An 18,430-nucleotide genomic window follows, 5' to 3' on the forward strand; every position below is an offset into this window, starting at 1 on the left:
TTGCCGCTTTTTTTGATTCTATACGCTGTGATGCGAAAAGCGATGTCGATTATTTGCGAACCGCAATGGCTTCGATTTCGATACCCACATCTTTTGGCAAGCGTGCCACTTCTACACAAGAACGTGCAGGGTAATGCTCGACATTGTGCTCATCGAAAAACTTGCCATAGACGTCGTTCACTGTACCAAAGTCGTTCAGATCTTTAACGAATACGGTCATTTTCACGATGTCGCCGACTGTCAGGCCTGATGACTCAACAACCGCTTTCACATTTTCCAGTGACTGACGTGCTTGCACAGCAATTTCTGGAGATACTTCGCCCGTGACTGGGTTAACTGGGATCTGACCAGAGGTCAGTACCATGTTGCCAAGATCAACACCTTGAATATAAGGGCCAATTGCTGCTGGAGCGTGTTCAGTGTGAAGCACTTTAGTCATTTACCAATCCTTAATTAAACATTTGGTACGGAAACAAGGTAGGTGCCTAGTCTGCATCTTGGCAGGGGCAAGGTAAACCTGCGAAATCACATTTTACATCTGTTGTGCTCTTTGGTGCGCATCAGGAGCAAGAAAAAGCCGACGGTTATCGTCGGCTTATCATGCATACCATGCTGTGACGATAAATTTATCGCCGAGGACAGGCAATGGTGACGTAGGATTAATGGCGCTCTGTCATGATTTCTCGAGAGAATACTTTCTCGCAGTATTTACACTTCAAGTGGATATCATCCGCTTTGTTGATAACAGTAAAGCTGCTTTCAACAGCATGCTCATCGTGGGTAATACAGTTGGTGTTAGGGCAACGATAAACGCCAAGAATGGTTTGAGGTAGTGTGAGCGGAAGTTTTGCCACGACCTCGTAGTTTTCAATCTGGTTCACGGTGGCGTTCGGTGCATAGAGTGCCAATTGCTGTGCTTGCTCTTCGCTGACAAAGATATTTTCGATCTTGATAATGTCTTTTGCACCCAGCGCAGATGAAGGCAGGTTTAAACCCACGGTGATGCGTTCGTTGGTTTTATGCAGCTTGAACAGTTTCATCACCTTAAAGCCGACATTGGCAGGGATGTGGTCGATAACGGTGCCGTTCTTAATGGCTTCGACTTGTAGTTTGTTTTGTTTTCCCATGTCCTGTGCTCCTGCCTTAAATCTCTTCGTTCATAACCAATGCGAGTAGTGCCTGACGTGCATACACCCCATTCTCAGCCTGCTGGAAGTAGTAGGCGTAAGGTGTTTTATCGACAGCGACAGTGATTTCATCAACGCGCGGGAGTGGATGAAGTACTTTTAAGTTATCGCGAGCATGTTCCAAAGCGGGTGTATCAAGAATAAAGGCAGCTTTGATGTGAGCGTATTCAGATTCGTCAAAGCGCTCTTTTTGGACACGAGTCATGTACAAAATATCTAGCTCAGGCACGACATCTTCAATGCTGCCGTGCAGACTGTAAGGGATCCCTGAATCATCGAGTTCTTCCAGAATATAGTCTGGCATTGCCAGTGCGTCCGGCGCGATGAAATAGAAGCGATTGTTATCGAACTTAGAAAGCGCCTGTGTCAATGAATGCACAGTACGCCCGTACTTTAGGTCACCGACCATGGCAATATTGAGGTTATCCAAGCGACCTTGGGTTTCAAATATGCTGAATAAGTCGAGCAGGGTTTGCGTTGGGTGTTGGTTCGCACCATCGCCGCCATTGATAACAGGCACGCCCTTAGAGAATTCAGATGCGAGTCTCGCTGCACCTTCTTTAGGGTGACGCATGACAAAGGCATCCACGTAAGAAGAAATCACCTGCACGGAATCAGACAGGGTTTCTCCCTTTTTGCCTGATGAGGTATTGCCTGCGTCAGGGAACCCGATCACGGTACCGCCAAGTCGTTGCACAGCCGTTTCGAAGGATAGGCGCGTTCTTGTAGAGGCTTCAAAGAAGCAACTGGCTACCACTTTGTTTTTCAGCAATGTCGGATTCGGCTCTGCTTTTAATTTGCCAGCCGTATCGACGATGATTTCCAATTCTTCGCGGGACAACTCCGGGATGGAGATAATGTGTTTGTTGTACAGCGAGGTCGCCATGTTTTTTCTTCCCTCAATGGTTGCGCATCATGCTTGTTTGGGCAAAACCCAGAACGTGATAGCGCTAAGTGGTACGTTTTTTAGCCAAAAAAAAGCCTCCCGATCAGGAGGCTTTTTTTGAAAATACACGAAAAATAAAATAGGAGGCCATTGCCGCTGTTGGGCAGTGTTTAGCAGTCGATTGTGTCGCTAAATATGGCATTCCGATTCGATTTTTTGACAAATTGCGAAGAATTATACGCCCATTTTTTACGTGTGCAAGCATGAGGCTACAAACGTGTCTGTGCTGCTCTTTGAGTGGGAAAACCAAGGTTTAAGTACGTAATGGCATTGGATCAGGCTGCATTGCCAATAAAAAAGCCGCTGTAAGTGACAGCGGCTAGTTGGGGGATTTCTATGACGGGTTAATCACCCAATGTGGCTACCAACACCGCTTTGATGGTGTGCATGCGATTTTCTGCTTCGTCAAATACGATGGAATAGTCCGATTCGAACACATCATCGGTGACTTCCAAGCCATTCATGCCATATTTCTCCGCCACTTCTGCACCAATCGTGGTTTGGTCGTTATGAAAGGCGGGCAGGCAATGCATGAACTTCACGTGTGGATTACCTGTGGCCTTGATGACATCCATATTGACTTGATATGGCTTCATGAGGGCAACACGCTCATCCCATGCATCTTTAGATTCGCCCATAGATACCCAAACATCGGTATAAAGGAAGTCACAGCCTTTCACGCCTTCTTCGACGTTTTCGGTCAGGGTGATCTGTGCGCCGGTTGATTCTGCAATGGTTTGGCATTGCGCCACGAGGGCTTCTTCTGGCCAAAATTGTTTAGGCGCCACCAAGCGAATATCCATGCCCATTTTAGCTGCGCCAACCATCAGTGAATTGCCCATGTTGTTGCGTGCATCACCAAGGTAGGCAAACTTGATGTCATGCAGTTGTTTGCCGCGTCCGTACTCTTGCATGGTCAGGAAATCGGCTAAGATTTGTGTGGGGTGGAATTCGTCAGTGAGGCCATTCCACACTGGAACACCTGCAAACTGGCCGAGCTCTTCAACGATCTCTTGCCCAAACCCTCTGTATTGAATGCCATCGTACATTCTGCCCAATACGCGGGCAGTATCTTTCATCGATTCTTTATGGCCAATCTGAGAGCCTGAAGGGCCAAGGTAAGTCACTTGCGCGCCTTGATCGAAAGCGGCAACTTCGAATGCACAACGAGTTCGCGTAGAGGCTTTTTCAAAAATTAACGCGATGTTCTTGCCTTTCAAACGAGGCTGCTCGTAACCATTGTATTTGGCTTTTTTGAGATCGGCCGACAATGACAACAGATGTTCGATTTCGCGAGGTGTGAAATCTAATAGCTTCAGAAAATTCCGGTGGCGAAGATTAAAAGCCATAAATGAGTTCCCTTCAAAATCTTGCGTACAACTGAATAGTAGAATTACCCTCTACTATGATAATAATCACGATTTTCACTCAAATATGATTAAGAATGCAACCCCTGTGAATAAATAATTATTTGTTATGGATCTCTATTCATTAAAAAGGCCACCTTGAAGGGGGGCCTTGATGGGGGTTATAAACAGAAGAGGATCTGCGATTTTTACACCCCGTCGCGTTCGATTGGGCAACTCATGCAGCGTGCGCCGCCGCGTCCTCGTCCCAATTGGTCTCCTGGGATAGGCAGTACTTTTATTCCCGCTTTATCATATTTCTCGTTGGTGTAGACATTGCCTTCGTAGCCAATGACAACACCTGGGCGCACAGTCAGAACGTTGTTGGCATCATTCCATTGTTCGCGTTCTGCTTCGAAGCTGTCACCACCAGTGGTAATGATATTGAGTTGTGGTAGGTCGAGGGCCTTTTCGATCGCATGGAGGAAATAGTCAGCTTCTTTGACCTCAACCTCGCCATTGCCTTTGTTAATGAGTCGCCAAGACTGAAGATCTTTGCGCATAACCTGCGGATAGACAGAAAAAGTATCAATATCCATATGTGTCATGACGGTGTCTAAGTGCATGCATGAGCGATGCTTCGGCAGATTGATTGCAATCACTTCTTTCGCTTGCCCATGTTTGAACAGGTTTCTTGCCAGTGCTTCAACACCTTGTGGGGTGGTGCGCTCAGACATGCCGACTAAGACTGCCCCATTACCGATAACCAATACATCACCACCTTCTACCATGGCATTGTCATAGTCACGTTGTTCCGCGCCAAGGTAGGTAAGGAAATCTGCACCGGCGAAGATAGGGTGCCAGCGGTAAATGGCGCGAAGGTGGTTGGTTTCACGTTGGCGAGCGGGTTTCGCCATTGGGTTTAGCGATACGCCGCCGTAAATCCAGCATGAGGTATCACGGGTAAATAGATGATTTGGCAGTGGGTCGATAATGAAGTCGGTACGCTCATGCATGGCTTGCATCATGGAAGATGACTGCACCGGGAAATCAATATAACTGAGACCACCCAATAGAATATGTGCCAATTCTTCATTGTTCAGTTCATTAAGATATTTGCGCACATCGCCTGCGAATTGATAACCGAGGCGGTATTCACCCACCTGTACATCAAGTAGCCACGTTTTTGCTTCGGGGATCGCTAAGGTCTCTGCCAACAGATCATGCAAGAGCAAGACGTCGACGCCTTGGTCGCGTAGCGTCTGTGCAAATTGGTCGTGCTCTTCACCAGCACGCTCAACGGCTAACACATCATCAAATAGTAGGTCTTTATAGTTTGATGGTGTCAGGTGATTAAGGGCTCGCTCTGGTCGATGCAGCAATACGCGCTTTAATTGACCGACTTCAGAACCCACATATAACTGACTCATTATCGTCTCTCTCTTGAATTTTTATTAGACCCGCCTGTTGCTCACCATGCTCGCTATTCACTCGGTTTTATGGGTAAAACTGAGGATGTTAAGCGTGAGTAAGATGTTTGCAATCACGGGGAAATAGGGAGATTAAGCGACAGAATTCTGTAATTGGGGCGCTTGATAGCAAAGACGCCTGAAAACATGTCGTAAATCCATTTATCAAAACAGCGGCTTAGGATAGTTCGCGCTAACGATAAGTGTTGAATATCCTAATAAATGCTCGCGTTTATTTGTGCTTATCTATGCGATAGAAATGCACACTATTCCATAATTCGGGGTTTTCTTGGCGCAAGATGATGCAAAACCTAGGTATACGCAGCATCTTGTATGGTTATGTCCCCGTTCTCAAATAATGACAACCTTGTTGGTCAAGGTCAATTTTACTTTTAATTAACATGTGTCGTGTGCGATCTTTTTCGCGATAAATCCGATCGCTTGGCGTCTTGGTATTGGTATCAATTGAACGTGGCAAACCAAGCCAATCCATGCGATAGTGCCTCGGTTATTATTTCAGTCTGGAGTTATCCAATGTCTTACGCTGACATTATTGAAGAACAAAAAGCGGAAACCCGCGAAATCATTGCTGCGCTGCTAGATGATGGTAGCGATCCAGATGCGCTTTACACCATTGAACACCACTTTTCAGCTGATAGCTTTGCGGAGCTAGAAGGCGCTGCAGTGGAAGCGTTCAAATTGGGTTATGAAGTGCTAGATGCGGAAGAGCTTGAACTGGATGACGGTTCAACAGTGATTTGTTTTGATGCGGTAATGGAATCTGCTCTTGACGCTGATCGTATCGATGCACAAGTAGAAGCACTTGCTGCATTGGCTGAAAAACACAAAATTGATTATGACGGTTGGGGTACTTACTTTGAGTCAGACGAAGAATCTGACGAAGAAGAAGGTGACCTTGAAGAAGAAGACGAGAAATAACCACGTCCTCTTTTAATACCGAGTAGAAAAACGACAAAAGCCGGAGATATCCGGCTTTTTTGTGGGCGTTATTTGAAAATGCCACTTGAGCCTGAGTTTGAACAAGGCTAAGGCTGTTATGACGAGAAAACTTTCAGCATAACGACTTCGCAATCGCTATGTCCGGTATCACCAAGCGGCTTGTCGAGATGCTCAAAGCCAATCGATTCATACAGGTGAATCGCCTCTTTTAAACATGCTGTGGTTTCCAGATAACACGCGGTGTAGCCTTTTTCTCGTGCAAACTTCATGGCCATTGCGGCTATACGACGTGCAAACCCTTTACCCCGTAACTCTGGGCGGAAGTACATTTTCTGTAACTCGCATACGGCGTCTTCGCCTTTCAATGGTGCAATGCCACCACCACCTAAGATCTTCCCATTCTGTTCAACGACCCAATATGCTGCGTTGTCTGCTTGGTAGCATTCGCTCAGTGAGTCGAGCGTTGGATCTGCGACGCTGTAACCCTTATCTTCAGTTAATCCGTATTCTGTCGACACTTTGCGAATCACCGCCGAGATGGCGGCGTTGTCAGCGGGCTCCAACAAACGCAACGTAAAGCCTTTCTGGTGATGACTTTGCTCCATCGCTCGATTATAGCGATACAGAGAGCGTGACAAGTTTTCAATTTCGTCCAAATCAAGTTGTTCTAAGTACAAGGCGATTTCTGAATTGATCCCGACATGATGCTGGTCGAGTCGTGCTCGGCCAAAATCAGACAACAAATAGGTGGGGTGGGCACTTTTGGCATCGGCTTGGTAAGAGACGGTGTCGTTATTGATCAAGATAGCCAAGGTGCGATTGGCGTTGATGACATCAATGTTAAGTCGCCCTGCGAGTTCTTCTGCGCTTAGCGGGCCTTGCTCTAGTTCAATCAATACATGGCATTGCACGGTTGTGAGACCAGCCGTGCCATAGATGTTATCTAGCAACCCGCGATGCCTGAGCAGTTGACGGACTAAAGAGCGGATTTCAACCGGACCTGTAGGCATTGTTTCTCCATTTTACTTCAAATGTATCGAGATGAATCATGATTCAATCTTGAGGTGAACCTTGGCTTTATTGCTGTATCAACTGTTTGGTTACAGCAATTATACCCGAGCAATCTCAAAGTGCTTGTTCCACGACAATTTGTTGGCTTGCAGGCTCAGGATTGTTTTGAAAGCATAGTGGATCTAGGTTGACAGTCAGCAACAGAGTATGACCGCCAACAAAACTCGCCTTTCATGAGAGCCTCATTACATCCAATTGTTTGTCGAAAAGCCATGAAAGGGATCTTCCTTCCATCGACTTTTTCCGCATATTGAATGTGATGAGACTCTCTGTACCTGAGGCAACTCGGTAGACAGGCTTCTGGTTTGCATATGGATAAGAGTAGGGAGCGTCATTCCTGTTAAGACATTAATATTATTCTTCTAAGACATAAACATAAACATAAATAAAAAACTCATTTCAGCTGAGATGCTGACAATGAAGTTGGCAAGGGATTGATTCAATGAAAAATACAATGATATTTCATGGCTCAGGTCGTGAATTTTTCAACACATGGATAATGAACGTTGTGATGAGCGTGCTGACACTTGGTCTTTACTCTGCTTGGGCCAAGGTTCGGACGAAAAAATACTTCTATGGTCAAACCGAATTAGCAGGTGACCGTTTCGACTATCATGACTCTCCTGTGAGAATACTCTTTTGGAGGGTTATTTTTTTTGTAACATTAGTGGTCTGCATATTTTTTGTAAGTCATAGCAAAGAAAGCGCTTATTTTATAGCTATTGTTTTTCTGATGGTTTCCCCTTGGTTTTTTAGAAGAAACCTTAGAGTTAATGCTGGTATGACCAGTTATCGGAATAAACGGTTTAACTTTAATGGGACCTTGATAGGTGCGTATAAATCAATCTTTGTTGGCTCTTTGGTCTCATTATTAATTTTTTCATTAGGGATGATATTTTCTTTGATTGTTAGCCCTCAAAATAATTTACTTGTGGCGATTTATCTTGGCATTTTTTTTGTTTTGGGGCTATCTAAGTTAATTTATGAAGTGGTTAAGTATGTTAATTGTGGATACGAATATGGTGGTGCTAAATTTGGAACTAAAACTGATATTTCAAAATTTTTCTGCTTCGTCGTCAGTTTGGTATCTCTGTTGATTTTTTCTTCTTCTACAGTTGGCGTATTCTATTTGGATTGGAAGCTAGAGGATGCGGTGACGCATTATACGCTGGAGGGGATCAGTAGTCGAATGTCGATGGTTGACTATGCCTTATATGCATCTAAAGTTATTGTTGTTAAAGGCTTATTTTATGCGATGCATGCGATGCCAGCCTTAATGGTTTTTCATTTTTTATCTCGCATGATTCACGCTTATGTTTTTAATGACAAAAAAATGATGCATTCTGTCATTTTTGTTTTGTCTAATATGCTCGCGAGAATGTTGACTCTTGGTTTTTTAACACCTTGGGTTAGGGTTAGGGAGTATAACTATTTTGTCTCTTCGGTAATAATTGATGGTGATTTGGATGTGCGTTCTGACATTGTTGGTTATGAAGGCATGAACTCAAATTCAAAAGTTGATAAACAGTCTTTTCAACATGCTATTGAATGATTTTAATTGATATGTTGTCGATGAAATGATTTGTGAGTAAAGGCAGAAATAGACTGCCTTTTTATGGTTATGGCTTTATCTTTTTATTTTTGGAAAACCGTGTGACGACATTGCATTGCGCGAAACGCTTCTTTGTTTTGCCAAACACGTTCATGGAAGTAATAAGCCATGGTGTTGATGCATGGTTCAATCATCGCCATCACGCTACCAATCAAGATATCGCCTGTCAGCAAGTACACCACACCAAATGCAACACTGAAGTGAACGACAGCAAAGCTTGCTGTTTTTCGGCCAGGGTTGTTGTTCATCGTACGTTTCAATAATTTGCTGTCCCATGCTTTTTCATGGAAGTAGAAAGCAACCGTGTTGACCATTGGTTCTACCATGGCTATCAAACTACCTAGCAGAATATCACCAGTCAAAATGTATGCGACGGTAAAGGCAACGGTAAAATGGATCACAGCAAAACTGATGGTCTTTTTCATAACAGGTCCTTCGGTCCTTCATGGGTATGACCTCATTATTGCAAATGATTCTCATTTGTAAATAGGAGTTTCACGTATTGTTCCAATAGGTCTGAACTATTGGGTGGGGATTTCGAGTTAATCCATTGAGTAATAACGATTAAAATTGTTTTCATGTTGGTTGATGAAACCCGAAATAATGAATGTTCGTGATGATAATCAAACGCGACAATCAATTTGAGCACGATTTTTTCGCAGGAAAGTAGTGGTGGAACGTTAAAGTGACGCCCAATTTGTCTGGGATTCGGTTGCTTGGTGGTGAGAAAAACGCATAAAAAAAGGCTGATGGTCACCCATCAGCCTTTTGTGTTACGTTGGTTAACGTGAGAATTACAGTGCCGCGATAGTCGCTTTCTGCTCTTCCAGTTTCACCAGTGTTTCTTTGTAGCCATCTAGCTTCGCACGTTCAGCTTCAACTACCGCTTCTGGTGCTTTAGCAACGAAACCTTGGTTGCCAAGCTTGCCAGCGATACGCTTGATTTCGCCTTCCGTTTTTGCGATTTCTTTGTCTAGACGTGCTAGCTCTGCATCTTTGTCGATTAGACCAGCCATTGGGATCATCAGCGTAGACTTACCAACCAGTGCAGTTGCACACGCAGGTGTCTCTTCGCCAGCAGACAGAACGCGAATGCCATCCAGTTTTGCCAAAGACAGTAGAACTTGTTTGTTTGCTTCGAGACGAGCAACGTCTTTCTCGTCCGCGGCTTTCAGCATTACATCAAGCGCTTTGCTTGGCGCGATGTCGTATTCTGCACGCAGGTTACGAATAGAAGTGATAAACGCTTTTACCCACTCAATGTCTGCAAGTGCATTTTCATCGAACTGTGCTTCATCATACTGAGGCAATGCTTGCAGCATGATAGTGTCACCTTCAACACCGTTAACTAGCGGCTTCACGCTCTGCCAGATAGATTCGGTGATGTATGGCAGCACTGGGTGAGCAAGACGCAATGTCTTCTCAAGTACAGTGATCAATGTGTAACGTGTCGCTTTCTGTTGCGCTTCAGACCCTTTCCAAAGAACCGGTTTGGTCAGTTCTAAGTACCAGTCACAGAATTGGTTCCAGATGAATTCGTACAGCGTGTTTGCTGCCATATCCAGACGGAAGTTATCAATGTGTGCGTTGAAGTCTTTTGCTGCCAGTTGGAACTGAGATTCAATCCACTTGTCTGCCAGTGAGAATTCCATCGCGTCGCGCTGTTCTTGAGACAAAGAGGTGCCGCAATCTTGGTCTTCTGTATTCATTAGTACGTAACGGCTAGCGTTCCATAGCTTGTTACAGAAGTTACGGTAACCTTCAAGGCGCTTCATATCCCAGTTGATGTCACGGCCGGTAGAGGCCATAGCTGCTAGGGTGAAACGCAGTGCGTCTGTACCGTAAGGTTCGATGCCGCCTTCAAAGGCTTTACGGGTGTTCTTTTCAATCTTGGCTGCAAGTTGAGGCTGCATCATGTTGCCACAACGTTTCTCAACAAGAGATTCCAGATCAATACCGTCGATCATGTCGATAGGGTCAAGCACGTTGCCCTTTGATTTCGACATTTTGTCACCGTTCTCATCACGGATAAGACCCGTAACGTAAACGGTTTTGAATGGCACTTGTGATTTGCCGTTTTCGTCTTTACAGAAGTGCATGGTCATCATGATCATGCGAGCAACCCAGAAGAAGATGATGTCAAAACCGGTGACCAATACGTCAGACGGGTGGAAGGTTTTCAGATCTGGGGTCTGCTCAGGCCAGCCTTGTGTACCGAACGTCCACAGTGCAGATGAGAACCAAGTATCCAGTACATCGTCGTCTTGGCGAAGTACAACAACGGGTGCAAGGTTGTTTTGTTCACGCACTTCTTCTTCGCTGCGACCAACATAGACGTTACCGTCGTTGTCATACCATGCAGGAATGCGGTGACCCCACCAAAGCTGGCGAGAGATACACCAATCTTGAATGTCACGCATCCAAGAGAAGTACATATTTTCGTATTGCTTAGGCACGAATTGAATGTCGCCATTCTCTACGGCTTCAACCGCTGGTTTTGCCAGTGTTGCAGCACGTACGTACCATTGGTCAGTCAGCATTGGCTCAATGACCACGCCACCACGGTCACCGTAAGGCACGGTTAGATCGTGATCTTTGATTTCTTCAAGCAGGCCTAGCGTGTCAAACTCCGCAACGATCGCTTTACGTGCAGCGAAACGTTCCATGCCGCGGTAAGCTTCTGGAAGCTCCGTGCCATAAATATCGCTTGCTTCGCCGTTGGTGTTGAACACTTCAGCGCTGTCACGGATGTCAGCATTGAAGGTCAGAATGTTGATCATTGGCAATTGGTGACGTTTACCAACTTCGTAGTCATTGAAATCGTGCGCAGGGGTGATCTTCACACAACCTGTGCCTTTCTCCATGTCTGCGTGCTCATCGCCCACGATAGGGATACGACGATTCACGATTGGCAGCATGATTTCTTTGCCAATCAGTGCTTTGTAGCGTGGATCTTCAGGGTTTACTGCAACGCCTGTGTCACCCAGCATGGTTTCTGGACGTGTAGTCGCAACAACAATGTAGTCTTTACCGTCTGCTGTTTTTACGCCGTCAGCCAATGGGTAACGGAAATGCCACATATAGCCTTTGACGTCTTTGTTTTCTACCTCTAGGTCAGAAATTGCGGTGTGCAGTTTCGGATCCCAGTTAACCAGACGCTTACCACGGTAGATAAGATCTTCTTGGAAAAGGCGAACGAACACTTCCTGAACGGCATTAGATAGGCCGTCGTCCATGGTGAATCGTTCACGATCCCAGTCGACAGATGCGCCAAGACGGCGAAGCTGCTTGGTGATGGTGCCACCTGATTCAGCTTTCCATTCCCAGATCTTGTCGATGAAGGCATCACGACCGTAATCGTGCTTAGTTTTGCCTTCTTCTGCTGCGATCTTGCGCTCAACAACCATTTGCGTCGCGATACCTGCGTGGTCGGTACCTACCTGCCAAAGGGTGTTTTTGCCTTTCATGCGTTCGCAACGGATCAAGGTATCCATGATGGTATCTTGGAATGCGTGACCCATGTGAAGGCTACCAGTGACGTTTGGTGGCGGGATCATGATGCTGTACGCATCTTTTGATGTGTCACCATGAGGCTTGAAGTAACCGGCCTCTTCCCAGCGCTGGTACAGCGCTTTTTCAATCGATGTTGGGTTGTATGTCTTTTCCATAGCGCTCTTGATGGATCGTGTGATTTAGGACATGTCATCAATGGCAAGGGTTCGCATTTGTCGCCCTGCCATTCTGTAAATTTTGTAGCGCTCTCGCGCTTGCTGCTTGAGAGTTTCTTCGCAAGGCACGAAGTCTACCACTTGTGCAAAGGAAGGCGCAAAAATTGCTGCTTCTTCGGCCAAATTTATCAGCACATTTCGGTGTCCTGAATGTCTGACACCTGACCAGCCAATCTCAACTTGCGCACCACCTCTTGGGCCTTCGCCTACAAGATTATGCGGGACAAAGTGATCGGGAGACTGTTGCCAGAGATATTCGTCGACGGTTTCTGCTTGAGATTTGTCGCTCGCAGAAATGTAAACCTTCATACCTTGTTGAGAAAAATGCGCAGAAAGTTGGCAGGCTTTTTCCACCATGCGATCTTGGTGGTTGGTATGGGTATCATCCAATAAATAGAAGGTTGCCAGTGCCATATTCGCGTTTCTCTCTTAAGCCGTATTAACGTATCTCAGTGTGCGGTGAGTCAGAATCAAAATCTATTGCTTTTTGTTTCTTTGCTCTCGTTGCAAACGAAAAGAGGGGGCTTTGTCAGCCCCCTCTTTTCAGTGTGGATAAATGTTACTCCACGGTCTCAAGGCCAGAACGGTTCAGCAAGAACTGGACGAGCAGTGGGACAGGACGACCCGTCGCGCCTTTATTTGCGCCACCACGGAACGAAGTACCCGCGACATCAAGGTGTGCCCAGTTGTATTTCTTCGCAAAGCGAGACAAGAAACAACCAGCAACGATAGTGCCGCCGCCAGGGCTACCAATGTTCGCCATATCTGCAAACGGGCTCTTCAGCTGCTCTTGGTACTCTTCTGTCATCGGCAGACGCCACGCGCGGTCACCCGCTTGTTCTGATGCGTTCACAATCTCATGTGCCAGAGGGTTGTGGTTAGAGACCAAGCCACTGATATGGTGGCTTAGCGCCACAATGCATGCGCCTGTCAGCGTTGCAACGTCAACCACGCATTCTGGTTCGTAACGTTCGACATAGGTTAACGCATCACAAAGTACCAAACGGCCTTCAGCATCGGTGTTGAGCACTTCAACGGTTTGACCTGACATTGTGGTCACGATGTCGCCTGGGCGGTAAGCATTGCCATCAGGCATGTTTTCACAACCAGCAAGCACGCCGACTACGTTGATTGGTAAATCAAGTTTTGCGAGCGATTTCATCGTGCCAAATACGGATGCAGCACCACACATGTCGTACTTCATTTCGTCCATGCTTGCTGGTGGCTTCAGAGAGATACCACCCGCATCAAAGGTTAAACCCTTACCCACCAATACGATAGGTTTCGCATCTGGGTCTGGGTGGCCTTTGTATTCCATGATCGACATGAATGATTCATTACGAGAACCTTGACCAACCGCTAGGTATGACGTCATGCCTAGTTCTTTCATTTCTTGCTCACCAATGATCTTGGTGCTGACTTTATCAAAGTCATCAGCAAGACGGCGTGCTTGAGAAGCTAGGTAAGCTGGGTTCGCAACGTTTGGTGGCATGTTGCCAAGATCTTTACATGCTCTTACGCCTGATGCGACAGCAAGGCCATGGGCAATGGCACGCTCGCCAAGGTTTAGCTCGCGACGCGTAGGAACGTTAAACACCAATTTACGTAGTGGACGACGGGTTTCCGGCTTCACACTCTTAAATTGATTAAAGGTATATAGGCTGTCTTTGGTGCTTTCTACTGCCTGGCGTACCTTCCAATAAGTATCACGACCTTTAACGTGAAGTTCAGTCAGGAAACAAACTGCTTCCATTGAACCCGTCTCGTTTAAGGTGTTGATGGTGTTTTTGATGATCTCTTTGTATTGACGCTCACCCAGTTCACGCTCTTTACCGCAGCCCACTAACAGTACGCGCTCAGACAGTACGTTAGGAACATGATGCAGAAGTAGCATCTGCCCTGGCTTGCCTTCTAGATCGCCACGACGCAAAAGACTACTGATGTAACCATCGCTGATTTTGTCGAGTTGCTCCGCTACAGGTGATAAGCGGCGTGGTTCAAACACACCGACGACGATACATGCGCTGCGCTGCTTCTCGGGACTCCCGCTTTTTACACTGAACTCCATGCGTACTCCTACATCCTAAAGACAAGTGAGGCTAAATGTTGGATAATGCCCGCTTTATTGGCACTCGATTTCTTGTTCGAGGTAATTTGAATTAAGCAGGTCAACACTTGGCCGAAAGATTAAAAAATAACTCATTTACCCAAAAACTATAGCGATTCGAGTAAAAAAACAAGTTTTCTAAAGGTAAAACGCCGTGATTATTGTTCGGTATTTGATCCGAGAGACAGTGAAAACACAACTTGCTGTGTTGTTTGTGCTTTTTCTGGTCTTTTTTAGTCAGAAGTTTATTCGTGTACTGGCAAACGCTACAGATGGCTCAATTCCGGGTAGCGATGTGTTAACTCTTGTGGGCCTTTACATGCCATCAATGGCGATGTTAATGCTGCCACTTAGTCTTTATATAGGGATTTTGATTACTTTCGGGCGTCTCTATGCCGAAAGTGAGATTACAGTGATGAATGCGACTGGGATTGGGAACAAATTTCTCATCCATGCTGCGTTGTATTTGGCACTGATTACTGGCGCTGTTGCGGCGTTTAACGCACTGTGGCTGACCCCTTGGGCGAATGACAAAGAAATTAAAGTGATGGAAAGCCTCGAGTCTGATTCAGGGCTTGAGCTTTTGGTGCAAGGACAAATTCAAACCACGCCAGATGGCCAGGCTGTTGTGTATGTCAACGAAATCACTGAGAGCGGACAGAACTTACACAATGTCTTTATTGCCCAGCCAGTTCCTCGCGGAACGATGCGTCCGAATGTGATTGTTGCTGAAAAAGGCTTCGTTTCGGAGCTCCCGGATGGGCGTCAGGTGTTGGATCTGAATACCGGTGTTCGTTACGAAGGTATCCCAACACGATTGGATTACACCGTCACAGACTATGAAAACTACCAGGTGTTGATTGGTCAGAGGGAAGTGCGTCAAAAGCACCGTGACTGGGATGCAATGCCGACAGTCGCCTTAATTGATGAACCGTCAGCACCGGCACAGGCGGAATTGCAATGGCGAATCTCATTGGTGCTTTGTATTCCATTGATGACGATGATTGTGGTGCCCTTATCTTCGGTGAACCCACGCCAAGGTCGTTTTGCGAAGTTATTCCCAGCAGTACTTATATATCTGACTTACTTCCTGGCTATCAGTGCGGCAAAGTCTGCTATCGAAGAAGGCACGTTAAAGCCTGAAATTGGTCTGTGGAGTATCAATATACTTGCCTTGTTGGTGGCAGTAGCGCTGATCAGTTGGGATACGTTGCCGATGCGGAAAATGAGATATCGACTGAGGAGAGCCGCTTAATGTTTAAGATCCTCGACCTTTACATTGGGCGAACCATCATAGCGACGACCTCGCTTTGTTTGGCAACGCTGGTGGGGTTGTCAGCCATTATCAAATTCGTAGAGCAATTGCGTTCGGTCGGTGAAGGTGCTTTTACCATGATGACTGCCGTGCAATACGTGATGTTAAGTATGCCTCGTGATATCGAGATGTTCTTTCCGATGGCGGTGTTGCTTGGCGCGTTGATTGGCCTAGGAACATTGGCGTCTAGCTCTGAGCTTGTTGTTATGCAAGCCTCGGGTTTTTCAAAACTCGATATTGGTCTCTCCGTATTGAAAACCGCGATGCCGCTTATGCTAATAGTGCTGGCGCTTGGCCAATGGGGCGCACCTGATGCACAAAAGGCAGCGCGTGAGCTAAGAGCATTCGCGAAGTCTGGCGGTAATGTCATGTCAGTTCGTAGCGGCGTATGGGCGAAAGACGGTTCAGACTTCATCTATATTGCACGTACTGATCAGAAAGAGTCTTTAACAGGCGTGAACATATGGAAGTTTGAGGGTGACCAAGAATTAAAGACCATGGTGTTTGCGGAGAAAGGGACATATCTGGATAAAGACAGCTGGATGTTGAGCAACGTAACCATCACCCATTTTGAAGGTCCGGTTAAAATCAGTGAAACCGAGCAAGAGCAATTAGCTTGGAGAACGACGTTGACCCCTGAAAAGCTCTCTATTGTGACGGTCAAACCTGAAGAGCTTTCGTTGAGTGGGGTATACAGTTACGTGGATTACCTCAAGGCCTCTGAACAGGATGCTTCTCGCTATGAACTCGCGTTGTGGCGCAAAGTCCTACAGCCTCTTTCTATTGGGGTAATGATGTTGCTGGCACTGAGTTTCGTCTTTGGGCCGCTGCGTTCTGTGACAATGGGGGCTCGAGTACTCTCAGGTGTCATTTTCGGTTTTGCGTTCTACATTTCTAACGAGGTGTTCGGGCCATTGACCTTGGTTTACAATTTACCGCCATTTTTTGGTGCAGTGGCACCCAGTTTGGCGTTTATCGGTGTGACGCTCTATTTGCTTAATAGAAAGCTCTAGCCGATAAAGTGAAAGTTGTGGAAGGTTAAGCGATTTTTTAGTCGTAACCAATAACGATACCCAATAACAGAACGACAAAAAGAGGGAGCCAAAAGGCTCCCTCTTTTATTATCAAACCGGTGGAGTATCAGACGTCGCTGTAAGTCAGTCGATTTTGACCATTTGACAGTTCGCGAAGTGGTCTTGAAATGATCGATTGTTACGGTCAAATAGGGCGAGTAAGTTGCCTGCACCTAAACATGAAGTTGCCATGCGAATCAGTGATTGGGTAAACGTGACATTCCCACCAAACTCGCTAATGAGTTGAAGCTTCCAAGCTTTCATGCCAACAGTCTGGCCTGCCTTTGACCAAAAGTAGCCATAAAAAGCTGATGCGACAGCAAACACATAAAGAGTAAACAGGGGACTGACCATTGGATTGCGAGTGAGATAATCCCCAACATCGACATAACCTTCAATTGAAAAACCAAATTGAATCGCAATAGCAAAACCACCGACCACCACACCAATGGCTAACATCTCCACGGCAGCAAGCACGAGAAGGTCATATAACCATGCGCCCATACGACGAAAAAAGCTTGCGCCTTTGGGGACACTGTATTGAATTGAAGATTGAGACATCTTTCTGTCCTAAAATTGAGTATATGCAGAGTCTACCAGCCTTAGCGGTGATGTTGAATGCATAAAAATGCTCCCATTTGAGCGTATTTATAGCAGGCTGGCGAAAAAAGAAACGGTTGAACAAAAATAATGAATTAGGGGGTTGCGCTGTAGTTCGGCTTGCGTATAATCAGCCTCACTTGCCCGGGTGGCGAAATTGGTAGACGCAGCGGATTCAAAATCCGCCGGTGAATAACTGTGCCGGTTCAAGTCCGGCCCCGGGCACCAATTTCCGGAAAAGCCCCAGTCGAAAGACTGGGGCTTTTTTCGTTCTATGCATTCAAGATTATGCGTTAACCTTTCTACTTCTACTTCCAACAGTTCGTATCTTCTATATAGCAAAGAGCCTGTGAATTGATGTTTATTTGAAGATAATCATCAAGGGTGCTGTGCGTTGAAGTCATTGACCATTTCTCTTCTCTATATACACCCAACTAACCTTAAAGCCTCCCTTCGACGAGTTTACTGAGGCCGTGCTCGGTGTTATCCCTTTTTGATGGAGTTCACTACACCAAAAAAGGACGCTTTGATCATAACGTCAGTAAGCCTTGCTGAATCCTGCATCTTCAGGTTGGTGGGGTATACCATTCCGAGTTAAGGCGGTTTCGTGTCAATGTTGCCGTGTCTTATTAAAGCATGGCGTTTTTGTCATGAAGCATCTCGTTAATGGACTTCAATTGCTGAAACTGAACAGAGAGATTTTTTTGGTATAGATAGACAGTTCGATTTGTTTGAACGCACTATCTAGAGATGTATAACTGTGTACTTAAGATAGGTTTCTCACGCAGCTGTGAGGAATTCATGTTGTTTCCAGAGGTTTTGGTGTGCTTCTAAGATAGCAACTAGAGGTGAAACTGGTAAAAACAGCGTAAATAATCGTCTCTTTTGGGTGTTTTGATGAAAAAGTGAACGGTTGAGTCGATTTTATAAAGTTATTTGTATTTTGCTATTGCCAACGTGATCGATCTCTCTATAATGCGGCCCATCGACACGGAACACGGCGAGTTAAGCCAGTG

Annotated in this window: 15 protein-coding genes and 1 tRNA gene; 5 read left to right on the top strand and 11 right to left on the bottom strand. The window is 45.9% G+C overall.

Annotated features, from left to right (window positions below):
* Positions 1-49: 49 nt before the first annotated feature.
* The 5 genes from LRP50_RS23010 to arcA form a co-directional block, all read right to left on the bottom strand.
* Positions 50-439, bottom strand: a complete 390-nt coding sequence (locus tag LRP50_RS23010; protein WP_274166761.1) for a RidA family protein — start codon at positions 437-439, stop codon at positions 50-52.
* Positions 440-659: 220 nt separating this feature from the next.
* Positions 660-1,127, bottom strand: a complete 468-nt coding sequence (pyrI, locus tag LRP50_RS23015) for an aspartate carbamoyltransferase regulatory subunit (RefSeq protein WP_274166762.1) — start codon at positions 1,125-1,127, stop codon at positions 660-662.
* 16 nt (positions 1,128-1,143) lie between these two features.
* The gene (pyrB, locus tag LRP50_RS23020; protein WP_274166763.1) at positions 1,144-2,073 is read right to left on the bottom strand and encodes an aspartate carbamoyltransferase; all 930 of its coding nucleotides are present in this window, start codon (positions 2,071-2,073) and stop codon (positions 1,144-1,146) included.
* A 404-nt stretch (positions 2,074-2,477) separates the two neighbouring features.
* On the bottom strand, positions 2,478-3,482 hold the full coding sequence (gene argF, locus LRP50_RS23025) for an ornithine carbamoyltransferase (protein WP_274166764.1): 1,005 nt from the start codon (positions 3,480-3,482) through the stop codon (positions 2,478-2,480).
* 206 nt (positions 3,483-3,688) lie between these two features.
* Complete coding sequence (gene arcA, locus LRP50_RS23030; protein WP_274166765.1) at positions 3,689-4,909, bottom strand: arginine deiminase; 1,221 nt, start codon at positions 4,907-4,909, stop codon at positions 3,689-3,691.
* A 573-nt stretch (positions 4,910-5,482) separates the two neighbouring features.
* Between arcA and rraB the strand changes: the two genes are divergently transcribed.
* Positions 5,483-5,887 (top strand): ribonuclease E inhibitor RraB, encoded by a 405-nt coding sequence (gene rraB, locus LRP50_RS23035; RefSeq protein ID WP_274166766.1) that lies wholly within the window; start codon positions 5,483-5,485, stop codon positions 5,885-5,887.
* Between the two features lie 116 nt (positions 5,888-6,003).
* Here rraB and LRP50_RS23040 read toward each other — a convergent pair whose 3' ends face one another.
* Positions 6,004-6,918 carry a bifunctional helix-turn-helix transcriptional regulator/GNAT family N-acetyltransferase gene (locus LRP50_RS23040; protein WP_274166767.1) on the bottom strand — a complete coding sequence of 305 codons (915 nt, stop codon included), beginning with the start codon at positions 6,916-6,918 and terminating at the stop codon, positions 6,004-6,006.
* 503 nt (positions 6,919-7,421) lie between these two features.
* Between LRP50_RS23040 and LRP50_RS23045 the strand changes: the two genes are divergently transcribed.
* Complete coding sequence (locus tag LRP50_RS23045; protein ID WP_274166768.1) at positions 7,422-8,531, top strand: YjgN family protein; 1,110 nt, start codon at positions 7,422-7,424, stop codon at positions 8,529-8,531.
* A gap of 83 nt (positions 8,532-8,614) precedes the next feature.
* Here LRP50_RS23045 and LRP50_RS23050 read toward each other — a convergent pair whose 3' ends face one another.
* The 4 genes from LRP50_RS23050 to pepA all read right to left on the bottom strand — a co-directional run bounded on the left by LRP50_RS23050 (position 8,615) and on the right by pepA (position 14,387).
* The gene (locus tag LRP50_RS23050) at positions 8,615-9,016 is read right to left on the bottom strand and encodes a DUF2061 domain-containing protein (protein WP_274166769.1); all 402 of its coding nucleotides are present in this window, start codon (positions 9,014-9,016) and stop codon (positions 8,615-8,617) included.
* 369 nt (positions 9,017-9,385) lie between these two features.
* Positions 9,386-12,259, bottom strand: a complete 2,874-nt coding sequence (locus LRP50_RS23055; RefSeq protein ID WP_274166770.1) for a valine--tRNA ligase — start codon at positions 12,257-12,259, stop codon at positions 9,386-9,388.
* A 24-nt stretch (positions 12,260-12,283) separates the two neighbouring features.
* Entirely contained in the window at positions 12,284-12,733 is a 450-nt protein-coding gene (locus tag LRP50_RS23060; protein ID WP_274166771.1) for a DNA polymerase III subunit chi, read from the bottom strand.
* Between the two features lie 145 nt (positions 12,734-12,878).
* The gene (gene pepA / locus LRP50_RS23065) at positions 12,879-14,387 is read right to left on the bottom strand and encodes a leucyl aminopeptidase (protein ID WP_274166772.1); all 1,509 of its coding nucleotides are present in this window, start codon (positions 14,385-14,387) and stop codon (positions 12,879-12,881) included.
* A 193-nt stretch (positions 14,388-14,580) separates the two neighbouring features.
* On the opposite strand from pepA, the gene lptF reads away from it, so the two are divergent.
* A complete protein-coding gene (gene lptF, locus LRP50_RS23070; protein WP_274166773.1) occupies positions 14,581-15,681 on the top strand; it encodes an LPS export ABC transporter permease LptF in 1,101 nt (366 codons plus the stop codon).
* Positions 15,681-16,754 carry an LPS export ABC transporter permease LptG gene (lptG, locus tag LRP50_RS23075; RefSeq protein ID WP_274166774.1) on the top strand — a complete coding sequence of 358 codons (1,074 nt, stop codon included), beginning with the start codon at positions 15,681-15,683 and terminating at the stop codon, positions 16,752-16,754. Before lptF ends, lptG begins: the two co-directional genes overlap by 1 nt.
* 144 nt (positions 16,755-16,898) lie before the next feature.
* Here the strand turns inward: lptG and LRP50_RS23080 are convergent, their stop codons facing one another.
* The gene (locus LRP50_RS23080) at positions 16,899-17,375 is read right to left on the bottom strand and encodes an RDD family protein (RefSeq protein ID WP_274166775.1); all 477 of its coding nucleotides are present in this window, start codon (positions 17,373-17,375) and stop codon (positions 16,899-16,901) included.
* A gap of 181 nt (positions 17,376-17,556) precedes the next feature.
* Between LRP50_RS23080 and LRP50_RS23085 the strand changes: the two genes are divergently transcribed.
* Positions 17,557-17,642 (top strand) — tRNA-Leu (locus LRP50_RS23085).
* The last annotated feature ends 788 nt before the right edge of the window (positions 17,643-18,430 follow it).

Origin of the sequence: Enterovibrio gelatinilyticus (assembly GCF_028683095.1) — a bacterium.
In the GTDB taxonomy this organism is placed as follows: Bacteria; Pseudomonadota; Gammaproteobacteria; order Enterobacterales; family Vibrionaceae; genus Enterovibrio; species Enterovibrio gelatinilyticus.

Coding starts and splice junctions, on each gene's coding strand:
- pepA (WP_274166772.1), bottom strand. CDS start 14,387: ATGGAGTTCAGTGTAAAAAGCGGGAGTCCCGAGAAGCAGCGCAGCGCA.
- LRP50_RS23055 (WP_274166770.1), bottom strand. CDS start 12,259: ATGGAAAAGACATACAACCCAACATCGATTGAAAAAGCGCTGTACCAG.
- arcA (WP_274166765.1), bottom strand. CDS start 4,909: ATGAGTCAGTTATATGTGGGTTCTGAAGTCGGTCAATTAAAGCGCGTA.
- lptG (WP_274166774.1), top strand. CDS start 15,681: ATGTTTAAGATCCTCGACCTTTACATTGGGCGAACCATCATAGCGACG.
- pyrB (WP_274166763.1), bottom strand. CDS start 2,073: ATGGCGACCTCGCTGTACAACAAACACATTATCTCCATCCCGGAGTTG.
- LRP50_RS23010 (WP_274166761.1), bottom strand. CDS start 439: ATGACTAAAGTGCTTCACACTGAACACGCTCCAGCAGCAATTGGCCCT.
- LRP50_RS23040 (WP_274166767.1), bottom strand. CDS start 6,918: ATGCCTACAGGTCCGGTTGAAATCCGCTCTTTAGTCCGTCAACTGCTC.
- rraB (WP_274166766.1), top strand. CDS start 5,483: ATGTCTTACGCTGACATTATTGAAGAACAAAAAGCGGAAACCCGCGAA.
- LRP50_RS23060 (WP_274166771.1), bottom strand. CDS start 12,733: ATGGCACTGGCAACCTTCTATTTATTGGATGATACCCATACCAACCAC.
- argF (WP_274166764.1), bottom strand. CDS start 3,482: ATGGCTTTTAATCTTCGCCACCGGAATTTTCTGAAGCTATTAGATTTC.
- LRP50_RS23045 (WP_274166768.1), top strand. CDS start 7,422: ATGAAAAATACAATGATATTTCATGGCTCAGGTCGTGAATTTTTCAAC.
- LRP50_RS23080 (WP_274166775.1), bottom strand. CDS start 17,375: ATGTCTCAATCTTCAATTCAATACAGTGTCCCCAAAGGCGCAAGCTTT.
- LRP50_RS23050 (WP_274166769.1), bottom strand. CDS start 9,016: ATGAAAAAGACCATCAGTTTTGCTGTGATCCATTTTACCGTTGCCTTT.
- pyrI (WP_274166762.1), bottom strand. CDS start 1,127: ATGGGAAAACAAAACAAACTACAAGTCGAAGCCATTAAGAACGGCACC.